This is a genomic window from Noviherbaspirillum autotrophicum, assembly GCF_000818395.1.
Classification (GTDB): domain Bacteria; phylum Pseudomonadota; class Gammaproteobacteria; order Burkholderiales; family Burkholderiaceae_D; genus Noviherbaspirillum; species Noviherbaspirillum autotrophicum.
Map to the genome: position 1 here is coordinate 3,913,051 of NZ_JWJG01000028.1, position 20,580 is coordinate 3,933,630.

Annotated in this window: 22 protein-coding genes and 1 pseudogene; 6 read left to right on the forward strand and 17 right to left on the reverse strand. The window is 61.0% G+C overall.

The window, feature by feature from the left end; genetic code table 11:
- Positions 1 to 189: 189 nt before the first annotated feature.
- Complete coding sequence (locus TSA66_RS19415) at positions 190 to 1,593, reverse strand: sigma-54-dependent transcriptional regulator (RefSeq protein WP_232429495.1); 1,404 nt, start codon at positions 1,591 to 1,593, stop codon at positions 190 to 192.
- The gene (locus TSA66_RS19420) at positions 1,590 to 3,131 is read right to left on the reverse strand and encodes a sensor histidine kinase (protein WP_084199749.1); all 1,542 of its coding nucleotides are present in this window, start codon (positions 3,129 to 3,131) and stop codon (positions 1,590 to 1,592) included. Before TSA66_RS19420 ends, TSA66_RS19415 begins: the two co-directional genes overlap by 4 nt.
- Positions 3,132 to 3,809: 678 nt before the next feature.
- Between TSA66_RS19420 and TSA66_RS19425 the strand changes: the two are divergent.
- A pseudogene (locus TSA66_RS19425) lies at positions 3,810 to 4,043 on the forward strand (c-type cytochrome); the annotation flags it as partial.
- A 49-nt stretch (positions 4,044 to 4,092) separates the two neighbouring features.
- Here the strand turns inward: TSA66_RS19425 and ccmI are convergent.
- The 10 genes from ccmI to TSA66_RS19475 all read right to left on the reverse strand — a co-directional run bounded on the left by ccmI (position 4,093) and on the right by TSA66_RS19475 (position 12,352).
- Entirely contained in the window at positions 4,093 to 5,349 is a 1,257-nt protein-coding gene (gene ccmI / locus TSA66_RS19430; RefSeq protein ID WP_040041179.1) for a c-type cytochrome biogenesis protein CcmI, read from the reverse strand.
- Entirely contained in the window at positions 5,346 to 5,816 is a 471-nt protein-coding gene (locus TSA66_RS19435; RefSeq protein ID WP_040041180.1) for a cytochrome c-type biogenesis protein, read from the reverse strand. The genes ccmI and TSA66_RS19435 overlap by 4 nt, the downstream gene beginning before the upstream one ends.
- Positions 5,809 to 6,336: a DsbE family thiol:disulfide interchange protein gene (locus TSA66_RS19440; protein WP_040041181.1), complete on the reverse strand. Its 528-nt coding sequence runs from the start codon at positions 6,334 to 6,336 to the stop codon at positions 5,809 to 5,811. Before TSA66_RS19440 ends, TSA66_RS19435 begins: the two co-directional genes overlap by 8 nt.
- The gene (locus TSA66_RS19445) at positions 6,333 to 8,333 is read right to left on the reverse strand and encodes a heme lyase CcmF/NrfE family subunit (RefSeq protein WP_052452451.1); all 2,001 of its coding nucleotides are present in this window, start codon (positions 8,331 to 8,333) and stop codon (positions 6,333 to 6,335) included. Before TSA66_RS19445 ends, TSA66_RS19440 begins: the two co-directional genes overlap by 4 nt.
- Complete coding sequence (gene ccmE, locus TSA66_RS19450; RefSeq protein WP_040041182.1) at positions 8,330 to 8,791, reverse strand: cytochrome c maturation protein CcmE; 462 nt, start codon at positions 8,789 to 8,791, stop codon at positions 8,330 to 8,332. The genes TSA66_RS19445 and ccmE overlap by 4 nt, the downstream gene beginning before the upstream one ends.
- Entirely contained in the window at positions 8,788 to 8,991 is a 204-nt protein-coding gene (gene ccmD / locus TSA66_RS19455; protein ID WP_040041183.1) for a heme exporter protein CcmD, read from the reverse strand. Before ccmD ends, ccmE begins: the two co-directional genes overlap by 4 nt.
- Positions 8,988 to 9,770, reverse strand: a complete 783-nt coding sequence (locus TSA66_RS19460) for a heme ABC transporter permease (protein WP_052452452.1) — start codon at positions 9,768 to 9,770, stop codon at positions 8,988 to 8,990. Before TSA66_RS19460 ends, ccmD begins: the two co-directional genes overlap by 4 nt.
- Positions 9,771 to 9,988: 218 nt before the next feature.
- On the reverse strand, positions 9,989 to 10,657 hold the full coding sequence (gene ccmB / locus TSA66_RS19465) for a heme exporter protein CcmB (protein WP_040041184.1): 669 nt from the start codon (positions 10,655 to 10,657) through the stop codon (positions 9,989 to 9,991).
- Positions 10,651 to 11,286 carry a cytochrome c biogenesis heme-transporting ATPase CcmA gene (ccmA, locus tag TSA66_RS19470; protein ID WP_052452453.1) on the reverse strand — a complete coding sequence of 212 codons (636 nt, stop codon included), beginning with the start codon at positions 11,284 to 11,286 and terminating at the stop codon, positions 10,651 to 10,653. Before ccmA ends, ccmB begins: the two co-directional genes overlap by 7 nt.
- Before the next feature lie 388 nt (positions 11,287 to 11,674).
- Complete coding sequence (locus TSA66_RS19475) at positions 11,675 to 12,352, reverse strand: Crp/Fnr family transcriptional regulator (RefSeq protein ID WP_052452454.1); 678 nt, start codon at positions 12,350 to 12,352, stop codon at positions 11,675 to 11,677.
- Between the two features lie 519 nt (positions 12,353 to 12,871).
- Between TSA66_RS19475 and TSA66_RS19480 the strand changes: the two genes are divergently transcribed.
- From TSA66_RS19480 to TSA66_RS19490, 3 genes are all read left to right on the forward strand, one after another.
- Positions 12,872 to 13,324 (forward strand): hemerythrin domain-containing protein, encoded by a 453-nt coding sequence (locus TSA66_RS19480; protein WP_040041185.1) that lies wholly within the window; start codon positions 12,872 to 12,874, stop codon positions 13,322 to 13,324.
- 217 nt (positions 13,325 to 13,541) lie between these two features.
- Positions 13,542 to 14,948 (forward strand): bifunctional enoyl-CoA hydratase/phosphate acetyltransferase, encoded by a 1,407-nt coding sequence (locus TSA66_RS19485; protein ID WP_040042785.1) that lies wholly within the window; start codon positions 13,542 to 13,544, stop codon positions 14,946 to 14,948.
- Complete coding sequence (locus TSA66_RS19490; protein WP_040041186.1) at positions 14,945 to 16,141, forward strand: acetate/propionate family kinase; 1,197 nt, start codon at positions 14,945 to 14,947, stop codon at positions 16,139 to 16,141. Before TSA66_RS19485 ends, TSA66_RS19490 begins: the two co-directional genes overlap by 4 nt.
- On the opposite strand, the gene TSA66_RS28250 is transcribed toward TSA66_RS19490, so the two are convergent.
- Positions 16,134 to 16,355 (reverse strand): hypothetical protein, encoded by a 222-nt coding sequence (locus tag TSA66_RS28250; RefSeq protein WP_040041187.1) that lies wholly within the window; start codon positions 16,353 to 16,355, stop codon positions 16,134 to 16,136. The two genes, TSA66_RS19490 and TSA66_RS28250, sit on opposite strands and share 8 nt — an antisense overlap.
- 252 nt (positions 16,356 to 16,607) lie before the next feature.
- Here TSA66_RS28250 and TSA66_RS25780 point away from each other — a divergent pair, with 252 nt between their 5' ends.
- Positions 16,608 to 17,348 carry a methyltransferase domain-containing protein gene (locus TSA66_RS25780; protein ID WP_052452455.1) on the forward strand — a complete coding sequence of 247 codons (741 nt, stop codon included), beginning with the start codon at positions 16,608 to 16,610 and terminating at the stop codon, positions 17,346 to 17,348.
- 64 nt (positions 17,349 to 17,412) lie between these two features.
- Here TSA66_RS25780 and TSA66_RS19505 read toward each other — a convergent pair whose 3' ends face one another.
- The 3 genes from TSA66_RS19505 to TSA66_RS19515 are packed head-to-tail and all read right to left on the reverse strand — an operon-like array spanning position 17,413 to position 19,437.
- Complete coding sequence (locus TSA66_RS19505) at positions 17,413 to 18,417, reverse strand: CapA family protein (protein WP_084199751.1); 1,005 nt, start codon at positions 18,415 to 18,417, stop codon at positions 17,413 to 17,415.
- A 49-nt stretch (positions 18,418 to 18,466) separates the two neighbouring features.
- Positions 18,467 to 18,916 (reverse strand): CBS domain-containing protein, encoded by a 450-nt coding sequence (locus TSA66_RS19510; protein WP_040041188.1) that lies wholly within the window; start codon positions 18,914 to 18,916, stop codon positions 18,467 to 18,469.
- Positions 18,917 to 18,972: 56 nt separating this feature from the next.
- Entirely contained in the window at positions 18,973 to 19,437 is a 465-nt protein-coding gene (locus TSA66_RS19515) for a universal stress protein (protein WP_040042788.1), read from the reverse strand.
- 264 nt (positions 19,438 to 19,701) lie between these two features.
- Here TSA66_RS19515 and TSA66_RS19520 point away from each other — a divergent pair, with 264 nt between their 5' ends.
- Positions 19,702 to 20,148 (forward strand): CBS domain-containing protein, encoded by a 447-nt coding sequence (locus TSA66_RS19520; protein ID WP_040041189.1) that lies wholly within the window; start codon positions 19,702 to 19,704, stop codon positions 20,146 to 20,148.
- Between the two features lie 51 nt (positions 20,149 to 20,199).
- Here TSA66_RS19520 and TSA66_RS19525 read toward each other — a convergent pair whose 3' ends face one another.
- Positions 20,200 to 20,550 carry a hypothetical protein gene (locus tag TSA66_RS19525; RefSeq protein WP_040041190.1) on the reverse strand — a complete coding sequence of 117 codons (351 nt, stop codon included), beginning with the start codon at positions 20,548 to 20,550 and terminating at the stop codon, positions 20,200 to 20,202.
- Positions 20,551 to 20,580: the final 30 nt, after the last annotated feature.

Sequence of the window (20,580 nt, forward strand, 5' to 3'; positions counted from 1 at the left end):
GTGTCGTTCTTGAGGGGGGCGAATTTGGTGGTCATGGAAAACCTGTTGATATTTTCTCGATAGATGCGCACCTGCATGAGCAAGGCGATATTGCCGGCGCAGACGCGCCGGCACTTAGTTCAAAGTTCGGAAACCGGCGCGGTGATCTACTAGCGTGCTCGGACCGAATGTGGGCAGGCATCATGCCGGCTACACGCCATCCTTCAGCATGCCAAGAGCCTCGAACTCTTCCATCTTCCGGTATAAGCTGGACAGTCCTATCCCCAGCTTTTGTGCGGCCATGCGGCGGTCGCCGCCGGCGTCGCTGATTGCCCTGGTAACCACAGCGCATTCGAAGCGCCGCACCTGCTCGCGCAATCCGTCGCCGGACGGCGGCACCTGTATGCCGTTCTTGGCAGGGTCGCCGCGCATTATCTGAGGCGGCAGTTCAGCAGTCGTAATGCGTCCCTCGTCGGCCAGGATCAATGCCCGGTCGACCACGTTTTCCATTTCGCGCACGTTGCCGGGCCAATCGTACGCACCCAGGATCTCTTCCACTTCCGGATCGATGACGATCGCCTGGCGGTGATTCATTCGCTTGGCACCACGCTGCAGCAGGAATCGCACCAGTCCTGGAATATCCTGCCTGCGCTCGCGCAGCGGCGGCGCGTGCACATGGAACACCGAGAGGCGGAAGTACAGGTCTTCGCGGAACTTGCCGTCGGCAACCATCTGGGCCAGGTCGCGGTTGGTGGCGGCCACGATGCGCACGTCGGCACGCTTGGCCTGCTCGCTGCCGACCGGGCGCACCGTCTTTTCCTCGATCACGTGCAGCAGCTTGACCTGCAGCGCCAGCGGAAGCTCGCCGATCTCGTCGAGAAAGATGGTGCCCTTGTCGGCTTCCAGAAACAGGCCCTTGCGCGCCTTGTCCGCGCCCGTGAACGACCCTTTCACATGGCCGAACAGTTCGCTTTCCATTAGGTTTTCTGGGATCGCACCGCAGTTGACCGGAATGAAGGGGCCTTCGGCGCGCTGGCTGTTCTGGTGAATCTGGCGTGCGATCACGCCCTTGCCGGTACCGGATTCTCCGGTCACCAGCACCGTGCTGTCGGTCGGCGCGACCTTGGCGATGAGCCGTTCCAGCTCGCGCATGGCGGCCGACGCGAATGCGAACGTCTCCTCGCGCGAGCCCATCACCAGGTTGCGCAGCACCTTGTTCTCGGACGACAGGCGGCGCATATCGCTAACCTTCATCAGGCGGTGCAGCACCTCCTCGTTGCGCACCGGCTTAATCATGTAGTCGGACGCGCCAGCCTTGATGGCGTCGATCGCGGTATCGACCGAGGCGAAGGCGGTCATCATGATGAAGCTGGTGTCGATGCCGGCCGCGCGCGCACGGCGCACCAGCTCGATGCCGGTAAAATCCGGCATCTTGATGTCGCTGATGGCGACGTCGATATCGCCCTTCGACAGGCGTTCCAGCGCATCGGTCGCATTCGCGGCCTGGCATACGCTGCAACCGGAGCGCGACAGGTGCGCCGCCAGAACCTGCCTGATTGCCGGCTCGTCATCGACGACCAGCACTTCCAAGGACTTTATGTTCATGTCTGTCATGAGATTTCTTTAATTGGGAAAAATGCCTGCACCCGGGTGCCGGCGCCCGGCGACGAGTCGATCTCGATGGTCCCCTCGTGCCGCTTCATGATCGAATAGCATAGCGGCAATCCGAGGCCGGTGCCCTTGCCGGCGGGCTTGGTGGTAAAAAATGCGTCGAACGCCTGCGCCAGCACTTCCTTCTCCATGCCGTGGCCGTTGTCTTCGACTGTCATGCAGACGCGTCCGCTATCGACCCGCGTCGACACGGTGATGGTCGGCTGCCGGCCCTTCACGGATTCCAGCGCGTCCATCGCATTAATGAGGAGGTTCATGATCAGCTGGGTCAACTGGTTAGCTTCGCCGTAGATGGCCGGCAATTGCGAATCCAATTCCAGCCGCAGCTCCACGCTTCGCAAGCGCTTATCGTAGCGAATGAGACTGCAGGCACTGCGCAGTTGGCCATTGAGGTCGAGGAACTGCGGATCCGCCGGCTGCGGGGACGCGAAATCTGAAATCTCGCGCGTAATCGCCGAAAGACGCTGCGCCTGTTCCAGGATCAAATCAGGTCGGCACTGCAGACAAAGCTCCTTGCTTGCGCAGACGCCAGGCCCTTCGTTACGTCGCAGCACCATGTCTTCTGCTATGCCCGAGATTGCGGCAATCGGATTGCCAATTTCATGCGCAACTCCGGCCGCCAGTGTGCCAATCGCCGCCATTTTTTCTTGATGAAAATATCTTTGGCGCTCGAGGAGCAATTCCTTTTCCCGCCTATCAAGGGCAGTTGCCATACTATTCACCGCCGCCATCAACTGGCCGACTTCATCATACCTGCGCACCGGAATCGGTTCACCGCGATACCCATTGACGATCTCCAGGGCGCGGGTTTGCAAGATGCTCAAGTCTCTGGTCAATTGCCTGAAAAACACGCCAATGCATAAGCCCAGGAGCGCCAATCCGATCATGACCAGAAACAGCGCTATTCCCATCGCTGAATCTGCCTTCACGCGATACTGCTCGGACATGTGTTGCCGTGCTGTATGCGACTGCTCGGCCAAGACCGTGAATTCATTCTTGGTCTTCACCAGTTCGGCTATCAACTGATTCATGTTGGCTCTGGAGGGTTCCCGGGCCGCGGCCTCCTGCGCCTTGCGAACGCCATCCAAGCTGATTCGGAGAGTGGGAACACGCGCCCGCACTTCGGCGTATCGGTTAAGCAGCGAGTCGAAATGCATGCGGATGCGCTGCATTCCCGCGTCGCGGTCAGACGCATCGAGGTTGACAAACACGCCCATCAAAGTATGGAAGGCGGCGGTGCTCGCCTGATTGAGCAGACGGTCGGTTTCGAGCGACATTTCTATCTGTTCGAATTCCTTCATCAGCGCCCGTTTTTCATGCATGACGAAAAGTGCGGTGGCGAACGCATACACCATGAGCGCGACGAACACGATCAATCCTTTAGTGCGCACCGACAATGGCCGTTTCGCCACCTGCATGGATTCACCAGCCACATTATTCGCAGCCGGATCTATACCTTGCTTTTCTTTACTCATCATCATCGTTTATCGCTGTTCTAAAATCCGCGCTTTGCGAGTCACATCCTTCCCTCGAAAAGATTGAATTGAGACAGTGTTCCTTCCAGAAAAATTCAGCGCATGCATGGCCGCCCGAAAGGACGACGGATACTGCGGGCATTACAAATGACACAGATGATCGGTCTGCCCCCTTGGCCTGTCAGTCTTACAACCACACAGGCGGAACCGCCTTCGCCTTTTCACCGCGTCTTTGCGTCAATTCGCGCACTTTCAGGACAATAAGGTGCAATGCATACAGGCCAAGCCCCCGAGAAATCGTGAAATAGCAAGTGAGCAATTATTTACTTGAAGCAATTTTGGTTCCATAGCCCAAAAGAAATGGGCATAGCGAATAAATTACTAATTTGCCATGACAACCGGCTCAACGAAGAGCAAATACCAATATGAAATTCCAACTCTTGGAAATTCCGCATCTTCTTTTTCTCATTTTCAGTAAAACCTTGATCTCGGACAGGAAACTTTCTTCATTTCTCTAAATAAAGCCTGCTTTCTGCTGGCACACTAATTGCCAACATGCAAGAACGGTACATGTATAGCATTTCGTTATTTAGACCGTATTCTTAAATCCAAGGAGAAAACATGAAAGTCACTCTCGTCATTGCCGCAGTCTTGTCACTGATGGCCAGCCAGGCTTATGCCGGCGGCAAAGAAGTCTATCAAGCCAATTGCGCAGCCTGTCATGCAACCGGCGCGGCTGGCGCGCCCAAGCTCGGCGATAAGGCAGCATGGGCACCGCGCATCAAGACTGGCCTCGACGCGCTTCACGCATCGGCGCTCAAAGGCAAGAATGTGATGCCGCCAAAGGGTGGCAATACCAGCCTGGCAGACGCTGATGTGATCGCAGCAGCCGATTACATGATCGGCCAGTCGAAGTAATCCAGCACACGCTGATGAGTGCAGTGCGCGTCATCGCGCACTGCACTACTTATTCGACACGCTTGACGATACGTACCGTCAAGTTTTTCGTCCCCGGCTGTACCGGCCCGGTTGCCCCCTCCAAATCGCCTGCGCTCGGCGTCGCGTTGCCTGTCCTGGAAATGCGCGCGCTTACCACCACCTTCGGGAAGTCGGACAGCTTCGCAGCCGGCGTCATGCCCATGCCGTCGTCCAGCACGAAGCTCGCCGGCAAGTCCTTGACCTGCTTGCGCAGCACCGCCAGAGGCGGACGTTTCCCTTCCTGCGCTCCTTGCGCGGCACGCGCGAAAATGAACACCGTATCCGTATCCGACGCCTGCGCGCGCAGGGCCGGGTCGAGTTCGACCACGCCTTCCAGCGTCGCGCCACCGCCCGCTGCCTTTGCCTTCGAAGCAGGAGCGGTCGCTGCCGGGGCGAGCCCCATCAAGCCCTGGGCTTCGCTGATGCTGCTGGCGATCGAGCGCCCGATATCGGACTCGGCCGGCACCAGCGCCAGGATTTTCTGCCAGCGCGTGACCGCAGCCGCATAGTCGCGCCGTTCGAAGGCCGCGCTGCCCGACAAGGCCAGCGCCTTGACGTTGTTCGGTTCGATGGCCAGCGCGCGGTCGATCAGCTTCTCCGGCTCGCCCTGCAGGCTCTTGTTGCGCGCCATCGCCAGCACGTCGGCATAGTCTGCGAACAAGTTGGCGTCGTTCGGCACCAGCTTCACCAGATGCCCGAACGCCTTGCTCGATTCGTCGAAACGGCCAAGCGCGTTGTAGGAGCGCGCCAGCATGTTCCAGCCTTCGACGTCATCCGGCTCGGTCTTGAGCCGCTCGGCCAGGCGCGCGACCATGCCTTCGATCTGCTGCGGCGTGATCTCATGCGAATTCTCGGCGGAAGCAGCAGCAGCCTGTACGGGATCGATCCCGGCGGGCGTGCCAAGGAACATGTAGAGCGAAATCGCAAGCGCAGGCAGCGCGACGGCGATTACCCACGGCGCCCAGCGCTTCTCCGCACTGCTGCCGGCCGGAGCGGCTTGCGGCCGCACTTCTTCAGCGACACGGCGCTCCAGTTCCCGGCGCGCGCTTTCATAGGCATGCTGTTCGATCATGCCGTCGGCAAGATCGATCTCAAGCTCGCGCAACTGGTCGCGCAGCACGCTCAGGTTCAGTTCATCGCGCCGCACATCGGCCACTTCCCCCCGCCCCTTGCGCAGCAACGGCGGCAACACGAACAGCAAGGCCGTTGCCGTCAATAACGCGGCGCCGATCAAAAATCCGGTCATGCTTTATCCTTCGTCTCGTTGGCCGCGTCGAGCAATGCCGCCGCTCGCCGCATATCTTCTTCCGGCAGGTCTTCCGCCACGTCGCGTCGTTTCACCAGCTTTACCGCGAGCACGGCAATGCCGCCAATCAGAAGCAGGAACGGACCGAACCACAGCAGCCATGTGGTGGCCTTGACCGGCGGGCGGTACAGCACGAAATCGCCATAGCGCGCCACCAGATAGTCCACCACTTCCTTGTCCGACATGCCGGCCGCCAGCTTCTCGCGCACCTGATTCTTCAGGTCGATCGCCAGCTCGGCGTGCGAATCGGCCAGCGTCTGGTTCTGGCACACCAGGCAGCGCAGCTCTTCCGACAGCGCCATCACGCGCTTTTCCAGCACGGGATCGCCTGACACCGGCGGTGCTTCGCGCGCCTGCGCGGCAGCAGCGACCACTGCAAGCAGCAAACAAATCATCCACTTACGCACGGTTCAGCTCCTTAATCAGGGGCAGCAGCTTCTGGCTGATGGCTTCCGGCGTGATCGGACCGGTGTATTTCATGCGGACCACGCCCTTCTTGTCGATCACGAACGTTTCGGGGACACCGTACACGCCAAAATCGATGCCGACACGGCCGTCGGAATCGAAGGCCGAGGTCAGGTACGGATTGCCGAATTCGGACAGCCATGCCGTACCCTCGTCGCGCTTGTCCTTGTAATTCAAGCCGATGATCGGCACGGCGCCGGTCTTGGCGAAATGCATCAGCACCGGATGCTCCTGACGGCACGACACGCACCACGACGCCCAGACATTGAGCAGCCAGACCTTGCCCAGCATGTCCTGGTTGGAGATGGTCTTGTCCGGCTCGCCCAGCTGCGACAGCTTGAAGGCCGGCGCAGGCTTGCCGATAAAGGGCGACGGGATTTCACGCGGATTCAGGTGCAGCCCGATGTACAGAAAGCCGAGCAGCGCGATGAATACGCCGAGAGGAAGCAGGAATCTCTTCATGATGCTGATGCGGTAACGTTGGCCGTCTCGACGGGAGCCACGACATCGGCCTGCTGGCGCCTGCGCGCCAGTACACGGTAGCGGCGATCCGAGGCGGCAAGCAGCCCGCCGAATGCCATGATCAGGCAGCCGGCCCAGATCCAGCCGACAAACGGCTTGTGCTGCACGCGCACCACCCAGGTGCCGTCATTGGTGGCTTCGCCCAGCGACACGTACAGGTCGCGCGTGAAGCCGCGCTCGATCGCCGCTTCTGTCATCGGCATCTGCTGCACGGTGTACATGCGCTTTTCCGGTTCCATGGTCGCGATCTTGCTATCCCCTCTCGTGACTTCGAACCGCGCCCTGGCCGCGATATAGTTCGGTCCCCTGCTCTCCGACAGGTCGGTGAAAGTGAAGGCATAGCCGCCAACGCTGGTGCTGTCGCCCACCCGCATGCTGACGTCCTTGGCCGTTTCCAGCCCCTTGACCAAGGTGACGCCGACCACGAACACGCCGATGCCGGCGTGGGCGATGATCATTGCCCAGTAACTGCGCGGCAGGCTGGAAAATCGTTTGAAGATGGCAGTGCCGGCCGGCGCATGACGCAAGCGCTGCAGCAGGTGCGATGCGGTCGCCAGCAGAATCCAGACCGCAAAGATCAGCCCGGCGGTCGCCAGCGCCGAGGTCGACGCGGCGAATGCCGCACCGCCACCGATGACCAGCGTGGCCAGCGCCACCCAGCGCAGGCGCAATGCCACGTCACCAACCGACGCCTCCTTCCAGCGCACGAAAGGGCCGATCGCGAGCAGCAGCAGCACCGGAATCATCAGCGGCACGAACACCGCCTCGAAGTACGGCGGGCCGACCGAAATCTTGCCGAGGTTGAGCGCGTCGAGGAACAGCGGATACAGCGTGCCAAGCAGAACGGTGCCGGCGGCCACCAGCAGCAGGACGTTATTCACCAGCAGCATCGACTCGCGCGACACCAGCGAGAAGCGCCCGCCCAGGCCCACCTTCGGCGCGCGCCATGCGTACAGCAGCAGCGAGCCGCCGATCACGATGGCGAGGAAGATCAGGATGAACAGGCCGCGGCGCGGATCGGTCGCGAATGCATGCACCGAAGTCAGCACGCCGGAACGGACCAGGAAGGTGCCCAGGAGCGACAGCGAGAACGCGATGATCGCCAGCAGCACGGTCCAGTTCTTGAAGCTGCCGCGCTGTTCGGTGACGGCCAGCGAATGGATCAGCGCGGTGCCGACCAGCCACGGCATGAAGGAAGCGTTTTCCACCGCATCCCAGAACCACCAGCCGCCCCAGCCCAGCTCGTAATAGGCCCAGAAGCTGCCCATGAAAATGCCGAGCGTGAGGAACATCCATGCCACCGACGTCCATGGACGCGACCAGCGCGCCCAGGCAGCGTCGAGCTCGCCGCCCATCAGCGCCGCAATCGCGAAGGCAAACGCGACCGAGAAGCCGACGTAGCCCATGTACAGCAGCGGCGGGTGGATGATCATGCCGAAGTCCTGCAGCAGCGGGTTGAGGTCGCGGCCATCCACGGCGCCGGGCAGCATGCGCTCGAACGGATTGGAGGTGAACAGCAGGAAGCACAGGAAGCCGACGCTGATCAGGCCCATCACGCCCAGTACGCGCGCCACCGTCTCGTCGGACAGCTGCCTGGACAGGGTCGACACCGCGAAGGTCCACAGCGCCAGCATCTCGGCCCATAGCAGCAACGAGCCTTCATGGCCGCCCCAGGTGCCCGCGATGCGGTAGTACACCGGCAACTTCGAGTTCGAATTGGATGCGACGTAGGTCAGTGAAAAATCGTTGTTGATGAACGAGTACAGCAGGCAGGCGAACGCAATCGAGACGAACAGGAATTGCCCGGCTGCGGCCGGGCGCGCCACGTCCATCCAACGCCGGTTGCCGTTGAATGTGCCGGCGATCGGCAAGATGCCTTGCACCAGTGTCAGGCACAGCGCAAGCATCAGGGAAAAATTACCCAGTTCTGGAATCATTTGGCATCCTTTGCCATTGCGCTAGCCGCCTTCGCTTCCTGGCCCTTCTTGAGCGCATAGGCCGCATCCGGCGGCATGTAGTTTTCGTCGTGCTTGGCCAGCACTTCTTCCGCCACGAACACGCCGTCGTTGCCAAGCTTGCCCTGCGCCACCACCCCCTTGCCCTCCTTGAACAGGTCAGGCAGGATCCCGCGGTAGACGACACGGATCCTTTGCGCGTTGTCGGTCACGCCGAAGGCGACGGTCACGCCGTCCGGCTGGCGCTGCAGGCTGCCGTTCTCGACCATGCCGCCGACCCGGAAGCTGCGTCCGCGCGGCGCTTCGCCGGCGGTAATCTGCGTCGGCGTAAAGAAGAACACCAGGTTCTTCTGGAATGCCGACAGCACCAGCCAAGCCGCAAGGCCGAGTGTCGCCAGCCCGGCTGCAATCAGGGCCATGCGCTTATGCCTGGCTTTCATTTCGAGTTCTCCCCATCCTTGCGCCCGTGGCGGGCGTTATTGCGCGTCCAGCGGCGCAGTTGTTGCAGCGTGCTCTTGCGCCGCATCTGCAGCATGAACACTTCAGCGCCCAGCAAGCCGAACATCACGACAAACGAGCCCCACACGTACAGCGCATAGCCGCCCATCGCAAAAAAATCGCTCCAACTATTCCAAATCATGCGTTCTTCTCCGCGTATTCCTTAACCCAATCCGCATGGCGCTCGCGCTCGAGCATGATGCAGCGCACCCGGAACAACGCCGCCGCAATGGTGTATGCCCACATGGCAAGCGCCATCACCAGCATCCCGGCCAGCATGGTGGCCGCCATGCTCGGCGCCTTGGTCATGTTGATAGACGAGCCCTGGTGCAAGGTGTTCCACCATTGCACCGAGAAATAAATGATCGGCACATTGACCACCCCGACCAGTGCCAGCACGGCGCCGGCCTTGTCGGCGCGACGCGGATCGTCGATCGATGCCTGCAGCGCCATGAAGCCGATGTACAAAAACAGCAGGATCAGTTCCGAAGTCAGGCGCGCATCCCACACCCACCAAGCGCCCCAGGTTGGACGGCCCCACAGCGCGCCGGTCCACAGCGCAAGGAAGGTGAACAAGGCGCCGGTCGGCGCCAGGGCGCTGGCCATCATCGACGAGGTGCGGGTATTCCATGCCAGGCCGATACCCGCCCAGCACGCCATCACGATGTAGATGAACATCGACATCCAGGCAGCCGGCACGTGCAGGAAGATGATGCGGTAAGCGTCGCCCTGCTGGAAATCGGTCGGCGCAACGAAAAAGCCAATGTACACGCCGACAAGGGTGAGTACGACAGCGATGCTGGCAAACCACGGAATCAGTTTTCCCGCAAAGGGAAAAAACGTTTGCGGCGACGCGTATTTGTACCAGTGGATCCTCGACGCTGACGGCTCGCCGGAAAGAGTTTGATTGGTGCTAGACACTACAGCAGTACTCCGATGGTTGGTCTTCGCGGCATGCGAGCGAGTGTGCGATGGAAAATTGCGCTTCTCGAATTTGAGAATCTATTGATTTTAGACCAGATTGCCGACACTCTGATTCTTGAATTTCCGCCCCTCTTCTTGCCCTGTCACCAGACTCATTTAAAAATTTCTCTTAAGCAATCGCCGTACCACTGCAGGGAAGTGGAGCACGCTCCCCGTCATTCAAGCGAGATGCGCAGTGCGGCGGCCGTCGCCCAAGGCGCCAGTGCAGTGGCGCCGGCCAGCAATCCGCCAAGCAGCAGCAGGTGGGCGGTGGCACCCACGCCGGACGCTTGCGCGCTGACTGCGCCGGCGCCGAAGATCAGCACCGGGATATATAGTGGCAACACCAGCAGCGACACCAGCACGCCGCCGCCGCGCACGCCCAGCGTCAGCGCCGCACCGATGGCGCCGATCAGGCTCAACACCGGCGTGCCGATCAAGAGGCTCAGGAACAGCACGCCAATCGAGTCGGCCGGCAGGTCGAACTGCACTGCCAGCAATGGTGCCAGCAGCACCAGCGGCAATCCCGAAACCAGCCAGTGCGCAATCACCTTGGCGATCACGATGATGGTCAGCGGTTCGGACGACAGCAGCATCTGCTCCAGAGTGCCGTCGGCGTAATCGAGCGCGAACAAGCGCCCCAGCGCCAGCATCGACGCAAGCAGCGCGCCGACCCACAGAATGCCGGGGGCCATCGGGCGCAGCAGCGCCGGCTCCGCCCCTACCCCAAGCGGAAACAGCGTGGCGACGATGACAAAGAAGAACAAGGTGGTCAGCACGTCCGAGCGGCGCCTGAATGCCAGCAGCAGGTCGCGCCGTACCACGCAAAACAGGGCCGTCAGCATGCGCCCCCCTGATTCATGTCGAGCGTGAGCGTGCGCCGCGCCGACAGCGCAATTTCCTGGTGGGTGGTATAGATCACCATCCCGCCGCCTTCCAGGTGAGCATTGAGGGTGCCGCGCAGTGCCTCCATGGCGCTGACATCCAGTGCCGTAAACGGCTCGTCGAGTATCCACAGGGGCATCGCGTTGCCAAACGACAGGCGTGCCAGCGCCACCCGCTTGCGCTGCCCCTGCGACAAGGCGCGTGTGGGCAGCTCCGCCGCCCGCCCCAGACCAAGCTGTTCCAGCGCGTCGAGCGCGTCATCGCGCTGGAGCGCCTTGCCCGACAGAGCCGAAGCGATCACCAGGTTTTCCCATGCCAGCAGATCGTCCTTCACGCCGTTGGCATGTCCGAGATAAATCAGGTTGCTGCAAAACTCTTCGCGTAGCTTGCAGATGTCACGCCCATTCCAGCGCACTTCCCCATGCGCCGGGGCAGACAGTCCGGCCAGCATGCGCAGCAGGCTAGTCTTGCCGCTGCCGTTGGTGCCGGCGACGCGCATGGTGTCACCCGGCTGCAGTTCAAAGCTGACATCATCAAACAGCTGTAGGTCGCCACGGATACAGGTAAGTTGATAGGCCTGCAAACTCATGCGCCGGCTTTCCCGCACAATTGGCACGGGCGGCAAGGCGATGTTACGCAGTGCAGGATGCGGTCGGGTGATGCCATACGATGCCTGAATGTTGAAGCAATATAAAAAAGGGACCGCCCAACCCGGCCTTGCGCCGATGCGCAAGTAATGCCTGAGCTGGAGCGGCCCACAAGAGATGGATCACCGCCATCCCACATGAGGCGGAAGAGATGACGCACACATGCTTTCCTCGTAGAAAGCACATAGTGTGCCACACCCCACACAGACATTGAAATCACGAAAAAATTACGGGCCGCATGCAGCCCGTGATCGTTTTAGCCTCGAAAAGCGCGTCTGAAGCCGGCTTTTCTATCCTTAAGGCAAGAAAATATGCCTGACGACGAATATTTTAATTGGAAAGCAATGCACTCATCTTCTCGAAATCAAGAATTTTTATTTTCCGTCCCGAAACCGAGATCACTCCGGAGGATGAAAAGTCATGCAGCAGACGCGACAGGGTTTCCGGTGTCAGGCTCAGGCGCGACGCGATCAGCGTCTTGCTGGCGATGAGTTCAATGCTTTCCGCGCTCTGGTACTGGCTCTGGCGCAGCAGATAACCTGCCAGGCGCTGCTTGGCGGTTTGCAGCGAATAGCTTTCAATGTCGCGCGTGAGCGAGTAAAGCTGACGGCCGACGCACACCATCAGTTCCTGCGCGAATGCAAAATTATCCTTGGCGACATCCAGCACCTTGTCGCGTGAGGTATGCAGCAGCATCGAGTCAGCCGTGGTCTTGACGAATGCGAGATGAGTACGGTCCAGCAGCATTTCGCATAGACCGAAGCACTTGTTTTGCCCGAGGATGGCAAGCGTCTTTTCACTGCCGTCCTTGCGGTCGAAGCCGATCTTTACCTGTCCGTAGACCAGCACGTACACCCCTTTCGGCGCATCGCCCTGGTTGATAATCGACGTGTTCGATGCGGCACGGATCGGGTGCGTGCCGCCGCTGATTTCGCCGAGTTGCTCGTCGTCGAGCATCCTGAATAACGAAGTGTTCGAAAGAATGCGTTTGATATTCGGCGTGTGCATGGTGTCTTCTCGCGACAAGGCTCTCTCAGTTGTATATACAAACCGTGTCCTGACGAAATGACAGCACCGGCATAATATTCCCCCACGGAAAAAGATGACGTGCTAGGCCAATGTGTGCTGCCAAGCCACGGGACCGCCGAGGATTTATCTGAAATCAATATGCGCGTAGGGTATCGCCTCGATTTTCAAAAATTAATGATCTAGATCAACCCTTCCCCAGTCGACTGTGATTTAGCCATTTTCCCGCGTCCGAGGGCGGCAAAACATGCGGAAATATCGTGAAACGGGGCAAAACACGCCACTATTGTCCGTCATGCTTCGACGTTGGCCGGTAGAACGTTATGGCGACGCTCGCAGGCGAGACGGAGAATAAAAAGCCGGGCGGCCGCAACGCCCGGCAGCACAGCGGCGAGATGGGTTTTGCATATCCTGAATCAAAGATATCGTTCTGGCAAAGCGATATAAATAGCAGTTGTCGCCCTACTGCTGCTGCGGCATCCAGAATCGACGGGAGCGGTCATGGACACCATCTGCGACTATCTTGTGTACGACCATCAGCGCTGCGACGCACTATTCTCGCAGGTCGAAACCAGCGTGGCATCGAGAGAATGGCCGCGGGCGGAACAAAGCTTCCGGTTGTTTTCGAGCGCCGTCGACCGCCATATCCGCACGGAAGAAGGCATCCTGTTTCCCACTTTTGAAAAAGCGATTCGCGGTTCTGGAATGCCTCTTGGCATGTTGCGCGTCGAACACCAACGCATCCGCGCCATCGTCGACCGGCTCCATCATGCACTATGTCGCTCCGATCCCGTCGATTTCATGCTGCATACCGAAACCTTGGCGTTATTGATGCAACAACATAACGTCAAGGAAGAAGACATGCTATATCCGTTGCTGGACCGGATATTGGGCAGCCGTACGGTCGAAATCGTGTGCGCAATGCGCGAAAAGCTCGAATCGACCATCCAGTAGGCCGGCTTTTGCTGCATGGCCTCCATCCTCCCGCACTGCCGTTTCCAGTGACGGTAGCGTGTCGCGGCGCCCTTGTTCCTTTTAAATGATACATGCGCAATGGTGCATTGCGGCATACTACTTGCTTGAAGGCATCGCCCGCTTGCTGCGCACCGCCACTGGCGTGCACATCCTGCAAGAGCGGCACGCTAGACCCATTCACATCCTCTGGATTGTTATGAACGATATCGCTGCACCCTATATTGAGAACATCACATACGACGAACTGAGCATCGGCCAGTCGGCGCGCCAAGTGCGCACCCTGACGCTGGCCGATATCCAAGCATTCGCCGCCATATCCGGAGACCTCAACCCCACCCACGTCGACGCCGAATACGCGCTCCAGTCGCTGTTCCATGGCGTCGTCGCCCACGGCATGTGGGGGGGAATGCTCATTTCCGGCCTGCTCGGCACCGTTTTTCCGGGGCCGGGCACAGTCTACGCCGACCAGAGCCTGCACTTTGCACGTCCGATCCGCACCGGCGACACGCTGACCGTGATCGCCACCGTCACTGCCAAGGATGACAGCACCAAGCGCGTCACGCTCGACTGCAAGGTGATCAACCAAACCGGCGACGACGTGCTGTCCGGCACCGCTGTCGTCCTTGCCCCGACCCAGAAGGTGCGCCGCCAGGCGATGCACCTGCCGCAGCTGCGCATGTTCGATCCACAGGCGCGCCTGGAAGCGCTGCTGGCCACCGTAGCCCACCTTGAGCCGGTGCGCTGCGCCGTGGTCCACGCCTGCGACCCGGAGTCGCTGCGCGGCGCGTTGAACGCCGGGCAAAGCGGCCTGATCATACCGGTGCTGGTCGGCCCCGAGGCCAAGCTGCGCGCCACCGCCGAGGCTGCCGGCCTCGACCTGACGGGCATTGAAATCGTCCCGGTGGCGCACAGCGTCGCCGCCGCCGAACGCGCAGTCGAGCTGGCCGCTGCCGGCGACGTCGAAGCGCTCATGAAAGGCAGCCTGCACACCGACGAGCTGATGCACGCCGTCGTCACCTGCCGTCCGCTGCGCACCAAGCGCCGCCTGTCGCATGTGTTCCGGTTCGACGTACCGACCTACGACAAGCCGCTCCTGATCACCGATGCCGCGCTCAACATCCGGCCCACGCTGGAAGAAAAGGCCGACATCATCCAGAACGCGATCAATCTGGCGCATGCGCTCGGCACCGAAAAGCCGAACGTGGCGATCCTGTCGGCAGTTGAAACCGTGAACGTGAAAATGCAGTCCACGCTCGACGCCGCAGCACTGTGCAAGATGGCCGATCGCGGTCAGATCCGCGGCGGCGTGCTGGACGGCCCGCTGGCGTTCGACAATGCGATTTCGATGGAAGCGGTGCGCATCAAGGGCATCGAATCGACGGTGGCCGGCAATGCCGACATCCTCGCCGTGCCGGACCTGGAGTCGGGCAACATGCTCGCCAAGCAGCTCGAATACCTGGCCGGCGGCGCCGGCTGCGGCATCGTGCTCGGCGCGCGCGTCCCGATTGCGCTGACCAGCCGCGCCGACGGCGCCAATGCGCGCGTGGCATCCGCCGCGCTGGCGCTGCTGCTGGCGCACCAGAACCGCAAGGTGCAGCCATGATCGCCGCTCCAAACGCCATTCTGGCAGTGAATGCGGGATCCTCCTCGCTCAAGTTCGCCCTTTATCCGCACCACGGCATCGAGATCGCGTCGGCGCGCCTGTCCGGCATTATCGAAGGGCTGGAGCCGGGCGGCGCCCCGACCATCAAGATGTCCGGCCCGGACGGCAGCTTCAGCGAGCCGATCGAGGTCGCCGGCGAAGCGATGTTCGAACAGGCGCTGGTGGCGCTGGAAAAGGTGCTGGAGCGTCACACCGGCGGCGTCAACATCACCGCTATCGCGCACCGCATCGTGCATGGCGGCGCCCGCCTGTCGGAGTCGGTGCTGCTCGACGGCGACATGCTCGCCTACCTCGCCACGTTGTCGCGCCTGGCGCCGCTGCACCAGCCGCACAACCTGGCCGGCGTGCAGGCATTTCGCCGTATCTTCCCCGAGCTGCCGCAGGTCGGCTGCTTCGACACGGCGTTCCATGCCACGCTTCCAGTCAATGAACAGATGTTCGCGCTGCCGATGAAGCTGCGCGAGGACGGTATCCGGCGTTACGGTTTCCATGGCCTGTCCTACCGCTATGTCACTGACTGCCTGCTGGAGCGCTCGCAGCGCGCAGCCGCCAAGACCATCATCGCCCACCTCGGAAATGGCGCCAGCGCCTGCGCCGTCGCAGGCGGCAAGAGCGTCGCCACCACCATGGGCTTTTCCGCGCTGGACGGCCTGATGATGGGCACACGCAGCGGCGCGCTCGACCCGGGCGTGCTGTTGCATCTGCTGCGCAAGGGCTGGAACGTGCAGCAGCTGGAACGCACGCTGTACAAGGAATCCGGCCTGCGCGGCGTATCGGGCATCTCGGCCGACATGCGCACGCTGCATGCGAGCGACGATCCCCATGCGGCGCTGGCAATCGACATCTTCATCCACCGCCTTGTACGCGAGTGCGGCTCGCTCACCGCCGCCCTCGGTGGACTGGACGTGATCGCCTTCACCGGCGGCATCGGCGAACATGACGTCGACGTGCGCCAGCGCGTATGCGAAGCGCTTTCCTACCTCGGCATGCGTGTCGACGAACAGGCCAACCGCGCCGCGACCGGCGACTCGATCGCCACCATCCATACCAGCGACAGCAGCATCGAGATCTGGGTGGTGCCGACCGACGAAGGACGCGTCGCAGCCCAGGATGCGGCGCGCCTGATCAGCTGATCGCCTTCCCAAGGGAGCGGGGTTCCCCGCTCCCTTTTATGTTTCTTGAGCCACGGCCCGGCTCAGGCCAACGCCTACCTTCCATTCTCAACAGTCGCACGCCCCGGATATCCTGCAGCCGCGCGCGCCTTCCCGCGAAGTCCCACGTGCCGTCAGGGAGTGCAAATTCCTGACGCACGGCCTTGACAGGCTCCAGATAAAACTCGACAGCCATGAATTAACAACAAGCAAGGTTAGCCTTCAAAAGGCTCATCGCGCTGCGACGCCGTGATGCTGCCGCTTCCCCGGCGGCGACGAAATCTCCCCGGTTTCAGGATTGCACGCCGTCTTCTGCTGCCGCGTGTCAGGTTCCTTGTGCTTTCACAAACCGGGCGGCAGCGCTTGGGCCGAATAATATGCATTGCCCGATCCGCGCTTTCTTGCTGCGGCAGCCCCGGCCCCTCAGCCTCATCGTCCAGGAGAGTCAATGAAAAACACCGTCAATGCCGATTACGGCGCCATTCCCGGCGACGGATTGATCGACCGGTTGCTGTCGTCGCAGCGCCGCAAGCTGGTTGACGCATTCACGGTTTTCCGCCAGGGCGGCAGCGACGACACCATCCTGAACGTTGGCTTGATGCCGGCGCAGCAGTCCCACAGCACGAATTACCTCGAGGAGTGGAGCACGCCGCAGGACAGGTTGCGCATGACATCCCATGACATCACGCCGCCGAATTATCCGATCCGCCCCGGTGCAAGCCAGCGCCAGCGCCCATCCGACGGACTGCGATTGCCTTTTGCGGATGGCGAATTCGACTGGGTTTTCTGCAACGAAGTGATCGAACGGGTCGGCAGTTTCGAGCGCCAGTATGCGCTGCTGAAGGAACTGGCGCGCGTGGCGCGTCGCGGTGTGTTCGTCACCGCCGCGAACCGCAAGCATCCGTTGGAGTTCAACACCGGCCTGCCGTTGCTTCACTTGCTGCCCGACCGCTGGTGGCGCCGGTCGCTGAAATTGCTCGGCAAGAACGCCTTGGTTTCCGAAGCGGAGCTTAACCTGCTCGATTCCGGTACGCTTTACAAGCTTGCCAGCCTGCTGCCCGGCAAGCCGAAACACGATGTCGGCCACAAGCGCGTATTCGGCATCAAGGCGCATTTCTTCCTGATGATAGAAAAGACGCCCGCCAGCGAAAAAAGCGAGAAGAAAGCCGGATCGACTGTACCGGGTTGAGTGAAGACGGTAAGTTGTCCGGCATCCTGAATGCCATTCAAGAAACGCCGCCGTCCATTTCTCCTTAGATCCGCATCTTGCCGTCCTGCCGCTGCACTTGCGTGCCGAACTCGGCGCACAGTTCGGTGATCTTATCGGCGATGTATTGTTCGCGTTCAGCGGTGGCAAGGCGTGTCTGGCAGCGCGCAATGAACACCGGATAAAGCGAAATACAGCGCAATGCTCCGTGCATCAGTTCCAGTTCAAACAGCAATTGATGGTCGTTTCTGAATACGGGATCAATAGCGTAGTCGTCCACCAGATCGCCGGCCGCATACAGGATCGGACATCCGCGATAGAGCTCGATCCCGTGAAATACATGGGCGCTGTGGCCGAAAAGGATTTTCCACCCCATCTCGATGGCGGCATGCGCGATGCGGCGGCGTCGCTCCGACGGCCGCCACACCATGTTCGGCCCCCAGTGCAGCGACAGGATGGGCCAGTCGACTGCCGCACGCAGCAGCGCCGTCAGCGCATCGTTCAGCACGTGCAGCGCGGCGGCTTCATCGTCGAGATCGAGCCAGGCAATGCCGGGACGATCGTCGCCCGCCGCGAAATCGCGCTGATGGTCACAGAACGCGGCCATGCCGAGACGAATTCCGGCGCAGTCGACAATTGCAGCCATGCGCGCCTGCGCCAGATCCGCCCCGGCACCGGCCGCCGCAATGCCGCGCTCCCGCAGATAGCGCAGCGTGTCGCGCAACCCTTGCACGCCATAATCAAGGACATGGTTGTTGGCCAGGCTGACCAGTCCGACGCCGGCATCGGACAGCGCATCGGTGGCCAGCGGCGGTGCGCCAAAATAATAGGCCTTGGGCTCGCCCGGCCATCGATCCAGCGATGACGTGATTGCGCATTCGAGATTGACAACGGCGAGGTCCGACCTGCGCAGCAGCGGCGCAACCGAACCCAGTGGGTAATCGGGGCCGTAGCGCAGGACGCACTCCTTGACATGGCGCCCCAGCATGACATCGCCGCCAAACATCACCCGGATGGCGCGCGCCTGCCCGGCATTTTCCGCCTGATTCATTGCTGCCTGCCCGATCCGCCGTTTTCTTCCCGCGACTGGCCGAAGCGCCTCACTTTCTGAGGCGGCCCTCGCGTATTGGCTGCTCTACGATGGCCGACGTCATCATCGACAGTTCCATCGCCAGCAACCTGACAATGTCATCAGCGGTAACGATGCCGTACAGTGCGCCGTCGGCGCTCACCACCGGCAGACGGCGAATCTTGTTGTTGCGCATCAGGCGCAGGGTTTCGATAAAGCCGTCGTCTTTCTGAACCGACACCACGGGAGCGCTCATCAGATCCCCGGCAGTGAACACTTCCGTATCCACCTGCAGTGCGACCGTCTCCATCACAATATCGCGGTCGGTGACGATCCCGACGGGAATCCGCTTGTCATCCTGGTACTCGACAACCACGACATCTCCCACATGATGCCTGCGCATCAATTCCGCCACTTGCGGGATGGAGGCATCGGCATCACAGCACACGACGCCTATGTTGCAGCATTCCATGATAGGCATGGCAACTCTCCTGAACTTGCATGGCCCCTTCGTGCGTTACGGTGAATTACGCTGCGTTACGTTCCGCTGTCCGCTCCAGGCTTATGCACCAGCACCGGAACCTTGCTGTGCACCAGCACCCTGATCGTTTCGCTTCCCAGCAATTGCGACGCATCACCCTTCCAGCCATGCGAAGCCATGATGATCAGGTCGCAGCCGCTGCGCTCGGCGGTGTCGACGATGCCCTGGTACGGCTCGGACGCCCGTACCAGCTTGCAGGTGCATGGCACTTCCTCGGCCAGTGCACTATTGGACACGAAAGACAGGTATTCGTCCGCAAACTTTTCAAACAGCGCCGCCCTGCGCTCGGCGTAATGCGGATCGTGGTGCAGCCATGCTTCCAGCTGGTCTTGGCGCGGCTCGGTGACTACATAGACGCCGACCACGGTAGCCCCGATGTTTTTTGCCAGCAGCACGCCGCTGGCAATGGCCTTTTCGGATAGTTCGGAGCCGTCGGTCGGCAAGAGAATGTGCTTGTACATGATGCGCACCGAATCGTTTCACATGACAGGCGATTCAGCTTAGGCGCGCTCACCGTGCCGGCATTGAGATCAGTCAAGCGGCGCCGCGTCCAGCGCAAATTGAAGCGCCGCAGCGGCGCTCTTTACAATCGGCTGGTAACTCTTACCGCGCTTCCCGCCGCCGGCGCAGCCCCGGCAGTGCTGCCGGCCCGTTTGGCATGCCGATTGCAGCTCCTGCCCGTTCGTCAGTCCGAACAACCTCTATCCAACGAAAGGAGATTCATCATGCGAGTAGCTGAAGCAATGACACGCGACGTACGCATTGCCAACCCCGACGAGAGCATTATCGAGGCGGCAAAAATGATGGCCGATTGCGATTGCGGCGTACTGCCGGTCGGCGAGAACGACCGGCTGGTAGGCATGATCACCGATCGCGACATCGTCGTGCGTGCGCTGGCGCAAGGCAAACCCGGCGACACCCGGATCAGGGATGTCATGAGCTCGGACGTCAAGTATTGCCTCGAGGAAGACGACGTGGACGATGTTGCGCGTAACATGAGCGACCTGCAGATCCGGCGCCTGCCAGTTCTCGACAAGAACAAGCGACTGACCGGCATTGTCTCGCTTGGTGACATCGCCACGACCGACCAGTCGCAGTCGGCAGCTCAGGCGCTGCATGGCATTTCAGAACAATCGACGCAGCATTCCGGCAGCGGGCACAAGCTGCACTGACGTCTTCACGCCGCGCCGGATTCACCTGTTCGGGGGAATCCGGCCCTGCGCTTAGTGCACCAGGCGCCGATCCAGCTTGTGCAGCAGGGTCTTCCGGTTCTTGTGCCTGGCTTCGTAGGTGCGGATCTTCCTGATCTCGGCGTTCGACAACCCGTCCAGGCGCGCTTCGATCTGGCTAATCGTCAGCGTCTGGTAATCCTCCAGCGGCAAGCCGCGGTCGGGCGATTTCCCCTGCTTGTCCTTCTCCCGCTCTGCCCTGGTCTCGCCATACTGCGAACGCTGCTTGTTGACAATACGGGCGGCGACCTCTTCTTCCCGTCCGCGATAGCGGCCTTCCTTTTTGAAACGCTGTTCCAGTTCCTTGAATTCTCCTTCCCGTTTCGGGGTAGCTCCGGCTGGCATGGCATTCCTCCTGTTCAATCCATTGCAACA

Bases quoted from the DNA above. Each gene is read 5' to 3' on its own strand.
- TSA66_RS19490 (WP_040041186.1), top strand. From the start codon at position 14,945: ATGATCGCCGCTCCAAACGCCATTCTGGCAGTGAATGCGGGATCCTCC.
- TSA66_RS19440 (WP_040041181.1), bottom strand. From the start codon at position 6,336: ATGAAGAGATTCCTGCTTCCTCTCGGCGTATTCATCGCGCTGCTCGGC.
- ccmE (WP_040041182.1), bottom strand. From the start codon at position 8,791: ATGAAAGCCAGGCATAAGCGCATGGCCCTGATTGCAGCCGGGCTGGCG.
- TSA66_RS19420 (WP_084199749.1), bottom strand. From the start codon at position 3,131: ATGATGATGAGTAAAGAAAAGCAAGGTATAGATCCGGCTGCGAATAAT.
- ccmD (WP_040041183.1), bottom strand. From the start codon at position 8,991: ATGATTTGGAATAGTTGGAGCGATTTTTTTGCGATGGGCGGCTATGCG.
- TSA66_RS19415 (WP_232429495.1), bottom strand. From the start codon at position 1,593: ATGACAGACATGAACATAAAGTCCTTGGAAGTGCTGGTCGTCGATGAC.
- TSA66_RS19510 (WP_040041188.1), bottom strand. From the start codon at position 18,916: ATGCCTATCATGGAATGCTGCAACATAGGCGTCGTGTGCTGTGATGCC.
- TSA66_RS19445 (WP_052452451.1), bottom strand. From the start codon at position 8,333: ATGATTCCAGAACTGGGTAATTTTTCCCTGATGCTTGCGCTGTGCCTG.
- TSA66_RS19480 (WP_040041185.1), top strand. From the start codon at position 12,872: ATGGACACCATCTGCGACTATCTTGTGTACGACCATCAGCGCTGCGAC.
- TSA66_RS19475 (WP_052452454.1), bottom strand. From the start codon at position 12,352: ATGCACACGCCGAATATCAAACGCATTCTTTCGAACACTTCGTTATTC.
- TSA66_RS19525 (WP_040041190.1), bottom strand. From the start codon at position 20,550: ATGCCAGCCGGAGCTACCCCGAAACGGGAAGGAGAATTCAAGGAACTG.
- TSA66_RS19505 (WP_084199751.1), bottom strand. From the start codon at position 18,417: ATGAATCAGGCGGAAAATGCCGGGCAGGCGCGCGCCATCCGGGTGATG.
- TSA66_RS19515 (WP_040042788.1), bottom strand. From the start codon at position 19,437: ATGTACAAGCACATTCTCTTGCCGACCGACGGCTCCGAACTATCCGAA.
- ccmA (WP_052452453.1), bottom strand. From the start codon at position 11,286: ATGAGTTTGCAGGCCTATCAACTTACCTGTATCCGTGGCGACCTACAG.
- ccmI (WP_040041179.1), bottom strand. From the start codon at position 5,349: ATGACCGGATTTTTGATCGGCGCCGCGTTATTGACGGCAACGGCCTTG.
- TSA66_RS19520 (WP_040041189.1), top strand. From the start codon at position 19,702: ATGCGAGTAGCTGAAGCAATGACACGCGACGTACGCATTGCCAACCCC.
- TSA66_RS25780 (WP_052452455.1), top strand. From the start codon at position 16,608: ATGAAAAACACCGTCAATGCCGATTACGGCGCCATTCCCGGCGACGGA.
- ccmB (WP_040041184.1), bottom strand. From the start codon at position 10,657: ATGCTGACGGCCCTGTTTTGCGTGGTACGGCGCGACCTGCTGCTGGCA.
- TSA66_RS28250 (WP_040041187.1), bottom strand. From the start codon at position 16,355: ATGGCTGTCGAGTTTTATCTGGAGCCTGTCAAGGCCGTGCGTCAGGAA.
- TSA66_RS19485 (WP_040042785.1), top strand. From the start codon at position 13,542: ATGAACGATATCGCTGCACCCTATATTGAGAACATCACATACGACGAA.